11 protein-coding genes are annotated in these 16,426 nt (G+C 55.9%); 7 read left to right on the plus strand and 4 right to left on the minus strand.

What is annotated here, in order from left to right; translation table 11 throughout:
- The first annotated feature begins 214 nt into the window (after positions 1 to 214).
- The 3 genes from F9C28_RS01225 to F9C28_RS01235 are packed head-to-tail and all read left to right on the plus strand — an operon-like array spanning position 215 to position 4,937.
- Positions 215 to 1,594: an MFS transporter gene (locus tag F9C28_RS01225; protein ID WP_199013285.1), complete on the plus strand. Its 1,380-nt coding sequence runs from the start codon at positions 215 to 217 to the stop codon at positions 1,592 to 1,594.
- 4 nt (positions 1,595 to 1,598) lie between these two features.
- Entirely contained in the window at positions 1,599 to 3,959 is a 2,361-nt protein-coding gene (locus F9C28_RS01230) for a beta-glucosidase family protein (protein ID WP_199013286.1), read from the plus strand.
- Between the two features lie 12 nt (positions 3,960 to 3,971).
- Positions 3,972 to 4,937: an AraC family transcriptional regulator gene (locus F9C28_RS01235; RefSeq protein ID WP_199013287.1), complete on the plus strand. Its 966-nt coding sequence runs from the start codon at positions 3,972 to 3,974 to the stop codon at positions 4,935 to 4,937.
- Here the strand turns inward: F9C28_RS01235 and cobO are convergent.
- Together cobO and F9C28_RS01245 are read right to left on the minus strand one after the other, a co-directional pair.
- Complete coding sequence (gene cobO, locus F9C28_RS01240; protein ID WP_199013288.1) at positions 4,931 to 5,521, minus strand: cob(I)yrinic acid a,c-diamide adenosyltransferase; 591 nt, start codon at positions 5,519 to 5,521, stop codon at positions 4,931 to 4,933. The two genes, F9C28_RS01235 and cobO, sit on opposite strands and share 7 nt — an antisense overlap.
- Positions 5,518 to 6,279, minus strand: coding sequence for a YciK family oxidoreductase (locus F9C28_RS01245; RefSeq protein ID WP_199013289.1), 762 nt, complete (start codon positions 6,277 to 6,279; stop codon positions 5,518 to 5,520). The genes cobO and F9C28_RS01245 overlap by 4 nt, the downstream gene beginning before the upstream one ends.
- Before the next feature lie 286 nt (positions 6,280 to 6,565).
- Between F9C28_RS01245 and sohB the strand changes: the two genes are divergently transcribed.
- Entirely contained in the window at positions 6,566 to 7,618 is a 1,053-nt protein-coding gene (sohB, locus tag F9C28_RS01250; RefSeq protein ID WP_199013290.1) for a protease SohB, read from the plus strand.
- Positions 7,619 to 7,678: 60 nt separating this feature from the next.
- Here sohB and F9C28_RS01255 read toward each other — a convergent pair whose 3' ends face one another.
- Positions 7,679 to 7,930 carry a YciN family protein gene (locus tag F9C28_RS01255; RefSeq protein ID WP_199013291.1) on the minus strand — a complete coding sequence of 84 codons (252 nt, stop codon included), beginning with the start codon at positions 7,928 to 7,930 and terminating at the stop codon, positions 7,679 to 7,681.
- 400 nt (positions 7,931 to 8,330) lie between these two features.
- On the opposite strand from F9C28_RS01255, the gene topA reads away from it, so the two are divergent.
- The 3 genes from topA (at position 8,331) to acnA (ending at position 15,612) form a co-directional block, all read left to right on the plus strand.
- Positions 8,331 to 10,928, plus strand: coding sequence for a type I DNA topoisomerase (topA, locus tag F9C28_RS01260; RefSeq protein ID WP_199013292.1), 2,598 nt, complete (start codon positions 8,331 to 8,333; stop codon positions 10,926 to 10,928).
- Between the two features lie 256 nt (positions 10,929 to 11,184).
- Positions 11,185 to 12,159, plus strand: a complete 975-nt coding sequence (gene cysB, locus F9C28_RS01265) for an HTH-type transcriptional regulator CysB (RefSeq protein WP_199013293.1) — start codon at positions 11,185 to 11,187, stop codon at positions 12,157 to 12,159.
- 777 nt (positions 12,160 to 12,936) lie between these two features.
- A complete protein-coding gene (acnA, locus tag F9C28_RS01270; protein WP_199013294.1) occupies positions 12,937 to 15,612 on the plus strand; it encodes an aconitate hydratase AcnA in 2,676 nt (891 codons plus the stop codon).
- Positions 15,613 to 15,676: 64 nt separating this feature from the next.
- Here the strand turns inward: acnA and ribA are convergent, their stop codons facing one another.
- Complete coding sequence (ribA, locus tag F9C28_RS01275) at positions 15,677 to 16,267, minus strand: GTP cyclohydrolase II (protein WP_199013295.1); 591 nt, start codon at positions 16,265 to 16,267, stop codon at positions 15,677 to 15,679.
- Positions 16,268 to 16,426: the final 159 nt, after the last annotated feature.

A 16,426-nucleotide genomic window follows, 5' to 3' on the forward strand; every position in this document is an offset into this window, starting at 1 on the left:
AATGACGAAAGCAGGTATGCCTGAAAGTGTGCGTATTGCCTGAAAACACAACCCGCTACGGGGGAGACTTACCCGAAATCTGATTTATTCAACAAAGCCACTGCTGTTGCGTAATCGTAATATTGCTGTCGGTTATTATTCATGCTCGCTCACCGGGCACCCAGGAAAATAATACCGGCTATGTGACGAATATAACAATAACAGGTACCCGTATATGGAAAGGTCGCAACAATTATCCGCAGGTTATGTTGTTATCGATGCCAGAGAGAAAATAGGTTATGGTCTGGGTGATTTTGCTTCGAATCTCTCCTTTGGTTTCGTATCGTTATTTTTACTATTTTTCTATACCGATATTTATGGCCTTAGCGCCACCCAGGCGAGTATTATTTTTGTTATCGCCAGAGTAGTTGATGCACTATTTAATATAGTGGTGGGGTTTTGGGTAGACAAAACCCGCAGCCGCCATGGAAAACTGCGTGCCTGGTTGCGTTATGGCGCGATCCCGCTGGGTTTTTTAACGGTGCTGTGCTTTGTTGCCCCGGACGGTGATGCCAAATTCTATTATGCCTTAACCAGCTATACTCTTTATTGCCTGGCCTATACGGCGGTGAATACGCCTTATTCGGCAATGACCAATCGCCTTACCCAGCATGAGGGCTCCCGGGCGTCGCTGTCGGTATATCGCTTTGTATTGGCGGTGTTGGGCTATTTACTGGTGTCGACCACCGCCAGTTTGCTGATAGCCCCTTTCGATAATCCGCGCCACGGCTATATCTTTGCCGTCGGCTGTTTTTCCCTGCTGGCCACGCTATTATTTCTCGTGTGTTTTGCGATGACCCGTGAGCGGGTGGGTGATGAGCCAGATTGTCCTCCCCCGGGGATAAAAGCGATGTTAAAAGCGGTATCCGGGAATCCCCCTTTGCTTCACCTGTCGTTATTTACGATATTTTTCTATATTGCCTATACGCTGTGGATGGCCATTGCCGTCTATTTTATTAAATATATTATTGGCGATGAAAAATTTACCACGTCATTTTTTCTGATTCAGTCGGCGGCATATATTTTTGGCTCGGTTATTTCGGAAAAAGCAATTGCCGTGATGGGGAAAAAGCGCATGGCGCTACTGGCGCTGGCCATTGGTATCGCCGGTCTGCTGATGCAGTATTTCCTCGCCGATAATAACCTGTGGCTTATCATGACCGGGGTCTGCCTGTTCAGTATCACCCTCGGTATGGGGTTTGTTGCCATGTGGTCAATGATAGCGGACACCGTGGAATACGCGGAATGGCACCATGGCGTACGCAGTGAGGGCGCGATATATGGATTCTTTAATTTTGTCACCAAAATTGCCATGGCCATCGGCGGCGGGTGCGCGGGCTGGCTGCTTGATTTCTACCAGTATGACGCCGCCCGTATCAGCAGCGGGGCCATGAATGGGATCACGCTGATGATGACCCTGTTCCCGGCGGCGATGCTCGCCATCAGCGGCCTGTTTGTCTGGTATTACACCCTTGATGAGCGCCACTACCGGGATATTGTGCGCCGTATTGCCCAGCGTAAAAACGCCCCCTCTGAACCTGCCCAGGAGTACTGAAAAGATGACCACCAATTTTACCGGCCTGATTAGCGCGCTGAGTATAGCGGAGAAGGTTGAGTTGCTCAGCGGAAGTGGGTTATGGCGTACCGCGACCATTGCGCGGCTGGGGATCCCGGGCCTGGTCATGACCGACGGCACCTACGGTGTGCGCTACAGCCGCGCACAGATCGACGGTGACGAAAAGTGGAGCATGGATGATTTTCTGAATGTGGTGGGCCAGCACGCCGGGGAGGTCACTGGTGAAGAGGCTACCCGCGGCGGCAGCGAGGCGCTGTTCAGCCCGTCTCTACCGGCCACCTGCTTCCCGAACGGTTCGAGCCTGGCCTGCTGCTGGGACACGGAGCTGGTCTACCGCATGGGCGAGGCGCTGGGCCGTGAATGTCAGCATATGGGGGTGGGTGTTTTACTCGGCCCAGGGATCAATATCCGCCGTACGCCGCTGGCCGGCCGGGGGTATGAATATTATGCGGAAGATCCGGTGGTCAGCGGGGAGATTGCCGCGGCGTTGATCAATGGGCTACAGGACCAGGGGGTGGGCGCCTGCCTGAAACATTTTGCCGCCAATAACTCAGAATACCGGCGCACTGAAATGGACTCTGTTATTGCACCGCGCGCCCTGCACGAAATTTATCTCGCCGGGTTTTGGCGCGCCATCCGCAAATCAGCCCCCTGGACGCTGATGTCCTCTTATAACCGGCTTAACGGCGTTCAGACCTCGCAGGATCCCGGTTTGCTGACGGATATTCTGCGCAACCAATGGGGGTATGACGGGCTGGTGATGTCTGACTGGTACGGCATTAAGGATAGGCCCGCCTCGCTGCTGGCCGGCAATGATCTGGCCATGCCCGAGGAGCACACCGGGAAAGCGGCACTGCGGGATGCTATTGCGCGGGGAGAGGTCCCCGTTGAGGCCGTTGACCAGGCTTGCCTGCGGATGCTGAAGCTGGTTGATAAAGTCGAACGCCAGCGCAGGCCAGACACCCGGGCCGATTTTCAGGCGCACCACCGACTGGCCCAGACCCTGGCGGCAGAGTCGATTGTGCTGTTGAAAAATGACAGTGATGTGCTGCCACTGACCGCCGAAAAGGTGAAAACGATCGCCGTCTGCGGCAAACCGGCTCAGTATCCGGTTATTCAGGGCTCGGGATGTGCGACCACCGTCCCCTGGTTGCTCGACCGGCCCCTGGATGAAATAGTGGATGTTGCCGGTGAGGCATTCGAGATTCACTATGCGGTAGGGACGCCCCGGGATGATGCCGATGACGAGCAGGCGCTGGCCCAGGCGGTGGCGCAGGCCCGGACGGCGGACGTGGCGATTGTGTTTGTCAGCACCGCCGTGGGGGAGGATGGTGAAAATGGCGATCGTAAAGATCTTGATATCTTGCCCAGCCACCGGCGGCTGATCGACGCGGTGGCCGCGGTACAGCCGAAGGTGGTGGTGGTGCTGGCCAATAGCGATGCCGTTGTAATGCCGTGGCTGGGGAAATGCAGTGCGCTGCTGGAGACGTTTTTTGCCGGCCAGGGGATGGGGCGTGCCGTCGCGGAATTGCTGTTCGGGTTACGTAACCCCTGCGGGCGGTTGACGGTCACTGTTCCTAATACCCTTGAGGAGACTCCCGCCTGGCTAAATTACCCCGGGGAGGGGCTGCGCCACTATTATGGTGAAGGGCTGTTTGTCGGCTACCGCTACTATGATAAACGGCAGATAACGCCCCAGTTTCCGTTTGGTTTTGGGCTGAGCTATAGCCACTTCAGCTGGGGCGATCTGCAGGTTACCCCCCAGCAGGCGGATGCGCAGGGTCGGCTGGACATCAGCCTGACGGTGACTAATCAGGGGCCGATGGCGGGCAAAGAGATTGTCCAGCTGTACGTTACTCCGCCGTCCGGCGAGCTGATCCGCGAGGTGCAGGCGCTTAAAGCGTTTGCCTGCATCCGCCTGGCGCCAGGCGAGAGCGGAATGGTGACGCTCAGCATACCGGTCAGCGAGCTGGCCTGCTATCATCCGGCGCTTGAAGACTGGGTTGTCGAGCCGGGCATTTACCGGCTGCGGCTGGGGAAATCCTCGCGGGATAGTCAACTGGAGGCGGCGGTCAGCATTACCGCGGCGCCGCACTTTGTGCCGCTGCGTGATGATAATTCGCTCCAGCAGTTGATTCAGCAACCGGGGCCTTTTTCCCGGGTGGTGGCGCTGGTGGCCCGGCACAGCCAACTGCCCGAGGCGCAAATTCGCGCCAGGCTGCAGGCACTGGCACCGGATATGTTCTGCGGCCTGTATGTGGCGCTGACGGCGTTCCTCGGGCTGGAGATTGACCGCGGCGCGCTAAATGCGGCCCTGGCCGCCAGCCCGGAGGATCACCCCTGACAGGAGAAGCCGGTGTTTCCATTTGCCCTGACCCGCCAGCAACATTGCCCCTCACAGCCCTCCGGCCAGGGGGGCTGTGAACTGATAGCTTTTGATGCGGATAAACTTAATCTGTTTGCTGCCCAGGTGGCGTATTGTGAGCCGCACTGGCATCCGGCCCCGGAGCTTATCACGGTACTCAGCGGTGCGTTTTGGGTGGTGGCGGACCAGCAGGAATACCTGCTCACTGCCGGCGATAGGCTGTATCTCAGTGCCGAAACGGTACATACCCTCAGCGCCCGGCAGCCGGACAGCCGCCTGATAACTGTGCAGTTTTCCCCGGCGTTGTTTGATGCCCTGCATCCAGCACCACGGCTGGATTATTGCACTGCCGGGCGGCCGCTGGGCACCGGGGATGAACAGGTGGCCCGCTGTCTGGGGCAACTACTGGAGAGTGTCGTTGCGGGCAACGCGCCTTTTATGCGCATTGCGACAACTTATCTGCTGCTGAATGCGTTGCAACACGCCGGGAAAATGCTGCCACAGGCCGGGGTCAGCACCAGGGATATGGGGAAAATTAAGCGCGGCATTGGGTTTATCAATGGGCATTTTGACGGGCCGCTGACCCTGCAACAGGTGGCCGACCATGTCGGGATGAGCTACGGGGGATTCTCGCGGTTGTTTGCCCGTATCAGCCGGTGCACGTTCCGGGAATATCTGACAGTCGTGCGGCTCAATAAAGCACGGATGCTGCTGCGTGATACCCGGATCCCGATTACCGATATTGCGCTGATGAGCGGCTTCCGGCAGCATAAACTGCTGATTGCCGCTTTTAATAAACACCACGGGGTTACCCCTACCGGTTACCGTAAACAGGCATTGTCCCCCGCTGACCCTACCGCCCACGGCGGTGAGTGTGTGTATCTGGCGCTGAACGATAGCCTGCGCCAGGCACTGGCCAGCGGGCTGGCCCAGCGCCAGCAGCAGGATACTCAGTAATCAATCCCCAACTGGGCTTTTACCCCGGCCTCAAAGGCGTGTTTGACCGGGCGCAGTTCGCTAACGGTATCCGCCAGCGCCAGAATATCCCGATGGCAGCCTCGTCCGGTGATGATCACCGTCTGGGTTGCCGGGCGGTTTTGCAGGGTGCTGAGCACGTCATCCAGGGCCAGATAATCGTAAGCCACCATATAGGTCAGCTCATCAAGGATAACCATATCCAGCGACGGGTCCGCCAGCATGCGTTTGGCGTGTTGCCATACGGCCAGACAGGCGGCGGTATCGCTTTCCCGGTTCTGGGTTTCCCAGGTAAAACCGGTCGCCATCACCTGAAATTCGACCCCCAGCGGCTCCAGCAGGTTACGTTCGCCATTTGGCCAGGTGCCTTTAATAAACTGGATCGCGCCGACGTTTTTACCGTGGCCCACGGCCCGGGTCGCGGTACCGAAAGCGGCGGTGGTTTTCCCTTTGCCATTCCCGGTAAATACCATGATTATCCCGCGCTCCTGCTGTGCGGCGGCCACCCGGGAGTCGACTTTTTCTTTCACCCGCTGCTGGCGCTCGCGGTAACGTTGTTCACTCATTCGGCAATCCCTGGTTTACGGTTGGGTTGGGCATCAAAACTCATGCCGGTTTTACGGCGGCTGTCGTCGCCCATTAACCACAAGTAGAGCGGCATAATATCCTGTGGGGTCTTGAGCTTACGTGGATCTTCTGTGGGGAAGGCGCTGGCGCGCATGTCGGTACGGGTGCCGCCTGGGTTGATACAGTTAACCCGCAGGTTGTGCTGGCGGTACTCGTCGGCCAGCACTTGCATCATTCCTTCGGTGGCAAACTTGGATACCGCATAGGCCCCCCAGCCGGCGCGCCCCTGGCGGCCAACGCTGGAGCTGGTAAACACCAGGGAGCCGGCATCTGACAGCAGTAATAAAGGAAGCAATGCCTGGGTGAGCATAAAGGTGGCGTTGACATTGACCTGCATCACCGCCATCCAGCGCTGGGGATCCTGTTGGGCCATGGGCAAGATCTCGCCGAGGATGCCAGCATTATGCAGCACCCCGTCCAGACGCGGCACGAGCTGGCTAATTTGCCGGGCCAGCTGCTGGCAGCTTTCCGGGGTGGCGCTCAGTAAGTCAAGAATAAAGCAGTGGGGCTGTATTGGGCTAATCCGGGCAATTTGATCCGCCGTTGCCTGAAGTTTCTCCTCATTGCGCCCCAGCAGTACCAGACGGGCACCGTAGCGTGCGTAGGTCAGCGCGGCCTCGCGGCCGATACCGTCGCTGGCGCCGGTGACCAGGATAATCCGGTTTTGTAATAAATCGCGCTTTGGCTGATAGTGCATGTCAATTCCTCGCACTGGATGGACAACACCGCCTGTTAAAGACTCATCCATATAATATTCATGGTTATAACCGGAGATGTTTCAAATTCGTTTCAGGGTTTATGCCTGAAAGTGATGCTAATTTCAATCAGCCCAGGGATGACAATCTCCGCTACTCACATTTTGTAATGATTTCATCAGTATCCGGGTGGCGGTATCGCAACGGGCCGCAACGGCGGGGCAGGACGGCGCGGCGGCATTCGGGTACAATGACGCAACGTAAACTGGCTGAAAACGAGGCTATATCGTGGATGTGATTGCTGATTATGGATTATTCCTCGCCAAAATTGCCACGATAGTGGTGGCTATCGCGGTGCTGGCAGTAGTAATGGTGAATGTTGCACAGCGTAAAAAGGCCCAGCGCGGCGAACTGCGCGTAACGCGGCTGAGTGAGCAATATCAGGATGCCCAGGAAGAAATGCAGGTTGCGCTGCTCGATAGCCACCAGCAAAAACTCTGGCATAAAGGGCAGAAAAAGAAACAAAAGCTGGAAGCCAAACAGGCAAAAGCCCGGGCCCGGCGCGGCGAAACCTCCAGCTCGGTAAAACCGACCCTGTATGTGCTGGATTTCAAAGGCAGTATGGATGCCCATGAGGTCTCCTCATTACGTGAAGAGGTCACGGCGGTACTGGCGGTGGCCCGGGCGGGTGATGAGGTAGTACTGCGTCTGGAAAGCCCCGGTGGGGTGGTGCACGGATACGGGCTGGCGGCGTCCCAGCTCCAGCGTCTGCGCGAGCGGCAGATCCCGTTAACGGCGGTGGTGGATAAAGTCGCCGCCAGCGGCGGATATATGATGGCCTGCGTGGCGAATACCATTGTCGCGGCGCCGTTTTCTATTATTGGCTCTATCGGGGTCGTGGCGCAGTTTCCCAACTTTAACCGTCTGCTGAAAAACCACGATATTGACGTTGAGCTGCATACCGCCGGGCAGTACAAACGTACCCTGACCTTGTTTGGCGAGAACACCCCGGAAGGCCGTGAGAAATTCCGCGAGGATTTGAACCAGACCCATCTGTTGTTTAAGCAGTTTGTGCACCAGATGCGCCCGACGCTGGATATTGACAGTGTGGCAACGGGTGAACACTGGTATGGCACCCAGGCACTGGATAAAGGGCTGGTGGATGCGATTGGCACCAGTGATGACTGGCTGATCGAGCGGGTAGAGCGTTATGACGTGGTCGGCGTGCGTTACGTTCAGCGTAAGAAAATGGTCGATCGCTTTACCCAAAGCGCGGCACAAAGCGCGGATCGGTTGTTATTGCGCTGGTGGCAGCGGGGCCAGCAACATCCTTCTGCCTGAAGACAGGCGCTGAAAACAGGCCGGGTGACCGGCCTGTTTTTGCTGAGCACGGTGTGATTATCAATCAACCAGGTGGTATTTATCCGACAGGGTGCTCGCCAGGTATTTAAACATATTAAAGACTGCGGTGCTTTTCGGGGTCGGAAGACCTTGCTCATCAAGGTAATATTCGCCGCGGAACACTAACACATCGCCTTTTTGCACAACGTCAGTTGCCTCAATGCCGGCCATGGTATCTTCATGATCGCGAATCAGCTGGTTTGCTTCGATTAACAGGGTTTTACGGTCGATAGGTTGAGTCGGGGCTCTCATTGCTTTCTCCTTACAAACTGCGGGTAGTTTACTGCCGCCTTCCTGGATTGTGCAAATAATCCTGCGGATGACTGACGCCCGGAAGACGGGGCCCCGGGTGGCACGAATCACTATTGCATGCTAATTAAAGTTGCGTATCCGATTTTATCAGGTAGAGTGTGACGCTTTCGCAGATCTGGCAACAGAATTGCTTGACATTCAACCAAACATCGTCGTGCACATTGTTTTCCGGTGCAAAAATCCCTGTATTCTCAACGGGCTGGACCTCGCAGTTTCGGTGCGATGCAGAGAAAAGTGCTTGATATCTTCGGACGCTGCCGCAATATAAAAAACGGTTCGTCGCCAGTGGAAGGTGGAAGCGCGACGTATTCCTGGAAGAATTAAATAGGTAAAGGTGAATATGGGCAAAGCTCTCGTCATCGTTGAGTCCCCGGCAAAAGCCAAAACGATCAACAAGTATCTTGGCAACGATTACGTGGTCAAATCCAGTGTTGGTCATATTCGCGATCTGCCGACCAGTGGCTCAGCCCAAAAAAAGAGCGCTGACTCCGCCGCCAGCAAAACGGCCAAAAAGGGTAAGAAAGATGAGCGTACGGCGCTAGTTAACCGTATGGGCATTAACCCGTGGCACAACTGGGATGCGGACTATGAGATCCTGCCCGGTAAAGAGAAGGTGGTTTCGGAACTGAAATCCCTCGCCGAAAAGGCAGATCATATCTATCTCGCAACCGACCTTGACCGCGAAGGGGAAGCCATTGCCTGGCACCTGCGGGAAGTGATCGGCGGCGACGAGCAACGCTACAGCCGGGTGGTGTTTAATGAAATCACTAAAAACGCCATCCAACAGGCTTTTGAAAAACCGGGCGAACTGAATATCGACCGGGTAAATGCCCAGCAAGCGCGCCGTTTCATGGACCGCGTGGTGGGGTATATGGTCTCTCCACTGCTGTGGAAAAAGATAGCCCGCGGGTTGTCTGCGGGCCGCGTTCAGTCAGTGGCTGTGCGCCTGGTGGTAGAGCGCGAGCGCGAAATCAAAGCGTTTGTGCCGGAAGAGTTCTGGGAAATCGACGCCAATTTATCCACCCCGTCAGGCGATACGCTGCCGGTGGAAGTGTCGCATTACCTGGATAAACCGTTCCGCCCGACCAACCAGCAAGAGACCATGGCGGCAGTTAGCCTGCTGGAAAAAGCCAGTTATCACGTGGTTGAACGGGAAGATAAACCCACCAGCAGTAAGCCCGGTGCGCCGTTTATCACCTCCACGCTGCAACAGGCTGCCAGTACACGCCTCGGTTATGGCGTGAAGAAAACCATGATGCTGGCCCAGCGCCTGTATGAAGCGGGCTACATCACCTATATGCGTACTGACTCAACCAATTTGAGCCAGGATGCGGTGACCATGGCCCGGGACTATATCGGCGAGAATTTCGGTGAGAAATATCTGCCCGCTAAGGCCAACCAGTACGCCAATAAAGAGAACTCTCAGGAAGCGCACGAAGCTATTCGTCCGTCAGACGTTAGCGTACTGGCTGAGAGCCTCAAAGATATGGAAGCGGATGCCCAGAAGCTGTATCAGCTGGTGTGGCGTCAGTTTGTGGCGTGCCAGATGACCCCAGCGAAGTATGACTCCACCACGCTAACTGTGGGGGCAGGGGATTACCGCCTTAAAGCCCGGGGCCGTATTCTGCGCTTCGACGGCTGGACCAAAGTGATGCCCGCGCTGCGTAAAGGCGATGAAGACCGCACGCTGCCGGCGGTTAACCAGGGCGATACGCTGTCGCTTATCGATTTGCAACCCGCACAGCACTTTACTAAACCGCCTGCGCGTTTTAGCGAAGCGTCACTGGTTAAAGAGCTGGAAAAACGCGGTATTGGCCGTCCGTCTACCTATGCATCCATCATTTCCACTATTCAGGATCGTGGTTATGTGAAGGTCGAGAACCGCCGCTTCTATGCCGAAAAAATGGGTGAGATCGTCACCGACCGGCTGGAAGAAAACTTCCGTGAGTTAATGAATTATGACTTCACGGCCCAGATGGAAGATCGTCTGGACCTGGTGGCCAGCCACGAAGAAGAGTGGCGCCATGTGCTGGACAGCTTCTTTAGTAACTTCACCCAGCAGCTGGAGACGGCAGAAAAAGCCCCCGAAGATGGCGGGATGCGTACTAACCAGATGGTGCTGACCAGCATTGAATGCCCGACGTGCAGCCGTCAGATGGGCATCCGCACCGCCAGCACCGGGGTATTCCTCGGTTGTTCCGGTTATGCGTTACCGCCGAAAGAACGTTGTAAAACCACCATCAACCTGATCCCTGAGAACGAAGTTCTCAACGTGCTGGAAGGGGATGATGCGGAAACCAACGCCCTGCGGGCGAAGCGCCGTTGCCAGAAGTGCGGCACCGCAATGGACAGCTACCTTATCGATCCGAAGCGTAAAATTCACGTGTGCGGTAATAACCCCACCTGTGACGGTTACGAAATCGAAGAGGGCGAGTTCCGGATCAAGGGCTACGATGGTCCGATCGTGGAGTGCGAGAAATGCGGCGCTGAAATGCACCTGAAAATGGGGCGTTTTGGTAAATACATGGCTTGTACCAACGACGAGTGTAAAAACACCCGTAAGATCCTGCGTAACGGCGAAGTGGCGCCACCGAAAGAAGATCCGGTACCGCTGCCGGAGCTTTCGTGCGAGAAGTCCGACGCGTACTTTGTGCTGCGCGATGGCGCAGCGGGGATCTTCCTGGCGGCGAACACCTTCCCGAAATCCCGGGAAACCCGCGCGCCGCTGGTGGAAGAGTTATACCGCTTCCGCGATCGTCTGCCGGAAAAACTGCGTTATCTGGCGGATGCGCCTCAGCAGGACGGCAACGGTAACAAAACCGTGGTGCGTTTCAGCCGTAAAACCAAACAGCAGTACGTGTCGTCTGAGAAAGACGGCAAAGCCACTGGCTGGTCAGCGTTTTTCGTTGACGGTAAATGGGTGGAAACCAAAAAGTAGCCTGCCGGGCGGCTGACGCCGTAGCAACCTGCAGAGCAGTAAAACTAAGGGCCGGAAATCCGGCCCTTTTTTTATCTGAAGGGGCGTTATAATCTGTTACACCTGTCTATACACAGAAGATATAAGTGGTATAGTGTTTATGCCTTTTTGCTCAAATGTAACAACAAAGAGCATTTTTTCAGGCTTTGTTAACTCTGCTTATTTAACCCTGCTTATTTGACCCTAAGTGTGCAGCAGTGATCCCGGATGGTACCTCATGAAATTACAGCAGTTACGGTATATCGTTGAAGTGGTTAACCACAACCTGAATGTCTCTTCGACAGCCGAAGGGCTGTACACGTCCCAGCCCGGCATCAGTAAACAGGTGCGAATGCTGGAGGATGAGCTGGGCATTCAAATATTCTCCCGCAGCGGTAAACACCTGACCCAGGTCACCCCGGCGGGCCAGGAGATTATCCGTATTGCCCGTGAGGTACTGTCCAAAGTTGACGCCATTAAGTCCGTTGCCGGTGAGCACACCTGGCCGGATAAAGGCTCCCTGTATGTGGCGACCACGCATACCCAGACCCGCTATGCGCTGCCCGGGGTTATCAAAGGATTTATCGAACGCTATCCCCGGGTGTCACTGCATATGCACCAGGGATCGCCAACCCAGATTGCCGAGGCGGTGTCCAAAGGCAACGCGGATTTTGCCATCGCGACTGAGGCGCTGCATCTGTATGACGATCTGGTGATGCTGCCGTGCTACCACTGGAACCGGGCCATTGTGGTGACCCCGGACCACCCGCTGGCGTCAAAAAGCACGGTGGGGATCGAGGAGCTGGCCCAGTACCCCCTGGTCACCTATACCTTTGGGTTTACCGGCCGCTCTGAGCTGGACACCGCGTTTAACCGCGCCGGGCTGTCGCCGCGGATCGTGTTTACCGCCACCGATGCCGATGTGATTAAAACCTATGTCCGGCTGGGGTTAGGGGGGGGGGTTATCGCCAGCATGGCGGTGGACCCGGTGGCCGACCCTGATCTGGTGCGTATCGATGCCAATGAGATTTTCACCCACAGCACCACCAAGATTGGCTTTCGCCGCAGTACCTTCCTGCGCAGCTATATGTACGACTTTATTCAGCGCTTTGCGCCGCACCTTACCCGGGATGTGGTCGACACCGCCGTAGCGCTGCGCTCCAATGAAGATATTGAGGCAATGTTTAAAGATATTAAACTGCCGGAAAAATAATAGTCCAGGCGCCTGCATCACCCGGGGCGCTATTTTACCTTTCGTGCCCTTTTGCTATTCCTGCCGCGGGCGCTGAATCGTTTTCATTTTGTGACTGAGCGTTAAGTATTTTCTGAAAAGCAACGCTTATTATTTTATTTATGTTATGTTGATTGAAATGTAAATGTCGCGTTTTATACCAGTGATAACAGCCATAACACAACATCAGCGTTATTAATAATAAGTGCTATTCATGCCGGGGGAAGTTATGTATCAGGAGCGGCCTGAGGGAGTGTCACATGATAAAAAGCGGACATTTTCCCGGGTACGGTATTACACAATTTATACGCTATTCTGGATTGCCGTCGCCCTGCTGATTGCCATCTGGTGGGCCTGAACCACCCGCAGGGCCGCAATTCCGGCATCGTCAGCCACGCCCGCTGGCGCTGGCATATAAATAACCGCCCGGAAGGGTATCTTTTATTCCTGCCCTGATTATTGGCGTAATAGCCACCGCGACTAAGAATAATAATGATTCTTTCTGAATTGTTGTAACAGGAAAGTTTATCAGTCGCAGTAAATATCCGCAGTGATTTATTCATTCTCCGAAATCGTATTTTCTCCTGTCAGTGAAACGATTGCGCCGGCGGTTATTGTGCGTGAGTTATTGTCATTTTCGATTTCACCCAATGGCGGTTGTTATCATTACGTTAATGAATATTTATACTATCTTTAATAAAGGCCAGATGACGATGTGTGTTTGCGCGCGTTATCCGGCCCCATCATTAAGGAGGAGCTATGTCGTTGACTTTACATGACGCCAGCAAGGACACGTTAACCATTCACAATAAACGCTGGCATTACTACAGCTTACCCCGGGCGGCGAGCACCCTGGGGGATCTTTCCCGGCTACCTAAATCATTAAAAATCCTGATGGAGAACCTGTTGCGTTACCAGGATGGCGATGCGGTGACTGAACAGGATATCGAAGCCCTGGCGGGCTGGCTAAACAGTGCCCACGCCGATCGCGAGATTGCCTGGCGGCCCACCCGGGTGCTGATGCAGGATTTTACCGGGGTGCCGGCGGTGGTAGACCTCGCCGTGATGCGTGAAGCGGTAGAGCGCCTTGGCGGTGATGTCCAGAAGGTGAACCCGCTAAACCCGGTGGATCTGGTGATTGACCACTCGGTCACGGTGGACCACTTCGGCAATGATGAGGCGTTCGGTGAAAACGTGCGCCTGGAAATGGAACGTAACCACGAGCGCTATGTTTTTCTGCGCTGGGGGCAGCAGGCGTTTAACCGCTTTCGCGTGGTCCCGCCGGGCACCGGGATCTGTCACCAGGTAAACCTTGAATATCTGGGGAAAACGGTCTGGGGAGAGGAGCAAGGCGGCGACTGGTTTGCCTGGCCTGACAGCCTGGTCGGGACCGATTCACACACCACGATGATTAACGGCCTCGGGGTGCTGGGCTGGGGCGTGGGCGGCATCGAAGCCGAAGCCGCGATGCTTGGCCAGCCGGTATCAATGCTGATCCCGGATGTGGTCGGGTTTAAATTGACCGGCAAACTGCGCGAGGGGATCACCGCCACGGATCTGGTGCTTACGGTGACCCAGATGCTGCGTAAACACGGGGTGGTGGGCAAATTTGTTGAATTCTACGGCGACGGGCTGGACTCACTCCCCCTTGCCGACCGGGCAACCATTGCCAATATGTCGCCGGAATACGGTGCCACCTGTGGCTTCTTCCCGGTCGATCAGGTCACGCTGGATTATATGCGCCTCAGCGGGCGCAGCGATGAACAAATCGCGCTGGTGGAGGCTTACTGCAAAGCACAGGGCATGTGGCGTAACCCGGGCGATGAACCGGTGTTCACCAGCACGCTGGCCCTGGATATGGGCGCTGTGGAGGCCAGTCTGGCGGGCCCTAAGCGGCCGCAGGATCGGGTGGCCCTCGGGGATGTACCGGCGGCATTTACCGCCACTACTGAGCTGGAGCTCAACCACGCCCAAAAAGATCGCCGGGACGTCAGCTACAGCCATAACGGCGAGCGCCACGCGCTGCCAGATGGCGCAGTGGTGATTGCGGCGATCACCTCCTGTACCAATACCTCGAACCCCAGTGTACTGATGGCCGCGGGGCTACTGGCGCAAAAAGCCGTGGCTAAAGGCCTGCGGCCCAAACCCTGGGTGAAGGCCTCCCTGGCGCCGGGTTCCAAAGTGGTGTCAGACTACCTGGATAAAGCGGGGCTGATGCCTTCCCTTGATGCGCTGGGTTTTAACCTGGTGGGGTATGGCTGCACAACCTGTATCGGGAACTCCGGCCCGCTACCGGAGCCGATTGAAAACGCCATTCGTGAAGGGGATCTCACCGTCGGGGCCGTGCTGTCCGGTAACCGTAACTTTGAGGGCCGTATCCACCCGCTGGTGAAAACGAACTGGCTGGCTTCACCGCCGCTGGTGGTGGCCTATGCGCTGGCCGGGAACATGAAAGTGAATCTCGCCAGTGAACCGCTCGGAGAGGACCGCGACGGTAACCCGGTATGGTTAAAAGATATTTGGCCAGGCAGCGAAGAGATCGCCACTGCCGTGGCAAACGTCTCCACCACCATGTTTAAGAAAGAGTATGCGGCGGTGTTTTCCGGAACACCGGAATGGCAGGCGATTGACGTGGAGGCCTCCCAGACCTATGGCTGGCAGGCGGATTCGACCTATATTCGCAAGCCGCCGTTTTTTGACGATATGGAAAAAACACCGGCCCCGGTGGCCGATATCCACGGTGCGCGTATCCTGCTGATGCTGGGGGACTCGGTCACCACGGACCATATCTCACCGGCAGGCAATATCAAACCGGACAGCCCCGCCGGGCGTTATCTCCAGAATCACGGGGTAGCCCGTAATGAATTTAACTCCTATGGCTCCCGGCGCGGTAACCACGAGGTGATGATGCGCGGTACCTTTGCCAATATCCGCATCCGTAATGAAATGGTGCCCGGGGTAGAAGGGGGGATGACCCGCCAGCTACCGGGTGATGATGTGGTTGCGGTGTACGATGCGTCGGTGCGTTATCAGCAGCAGGGGACGCCGCTGGCGGTGATTGCCGGTAAAGAGTATGGCTCTGGCTCCAGCCGCGACTGGGCAGCCAAAGGGCCGCGTTTATTGGGGGTCAGGGTGGTGATCGCCGAGTCTTTTGAGCGTATTCACCGCTCCAACCTGATAGGTATGGGGATCCTGCCGCTGGAATTTCCTGCCGGGGTGACGCGTAAAACCCTTGGGCTTACCGGGGAGGAGGTGCTGGATATCAGCGGGCTGGACGCGGTAACCCCCGGGGCAACGGTGCCGGTGACCCTGACCTTCAGCGATGGCCGCCAGCAGCAACTGGATTGCCGCTGCCGGATAGACACCGGTAATGAGCAGATCTACTTCCGCCACGGCGGGATCCTGCAGTATGTGATCCGCAATATGCTGGATTAAGGCCAGCGGGGAGATAAAAAAGGGTCTGCATAATGCAGACCCTTGCTGTTCTCTTACCGGCGGGTTATTCGGACAACAAATGCCCCATTTTGGCGGCTTTGGTATCCAGATAGTGGGCATTTTTCGGGTTGCGGCCAACAATCAGTGACACGCGCTCGACAATGTTGATCCCGGCCTCCGTCAGGATCTCTACCTTCTTCGGATTATTGGTCAGCAAACGGACTGAATCGACGTCCAGCAGTTTGAACATATCTGCACACAGGGTGAAATCACGCTCATCGGCAGCAAACCCTAACTGGTGGTTCGCTTCCACGGTATCGTACCCTTGATCCTGTAGCGCATAGGCGCGAATCTTATTCAGCAGACCAATATTGCGGCCTTCCTGACGATGGTAAAGCAATATCCCGCGGCCCTCTTCGGCAATGTGTGCCAGCGCCGCTTCGAGCTGGAACCCACAATCGCAGCGCAGGCTGAATAATGCATCGCCGGTCAGACACTCAGAATGCACCCGGGCCAGCACAGGCTCCTTACCCGTAATATCACCAAACACCAGGGCCACATGATCCTGACCGGTTGCCAGTTCTTCAAAACCCACCATCAGGAAATCGCCCCAGGGGGTTGGCAGTTTGGCTTCTGCCACTCGTTTAAGCTGCATGTGAATCTCCAGATACTTACTTCCGCACTGGTTATATCCCAGTGGTTGTACGCCAGCAAACTGGCTTTATGTCAATTATCGGTTATTTTGCCACAATGCCCAGGCATCGCCTAATGGGCATTGTATGAAGGGCACATCACGGCCACTTGCCGGATAATG

Source organism: Shimwellia pseudoproteus (assembly GCF_016415625.1).
Taxonomy (GTDB): Bacteria; Pseudomonadota; Gammaproteobacteria; order Enterobacterales; family Enterobacteriaceae; genus Shimwellia; species Shimwellia pseudoproteus.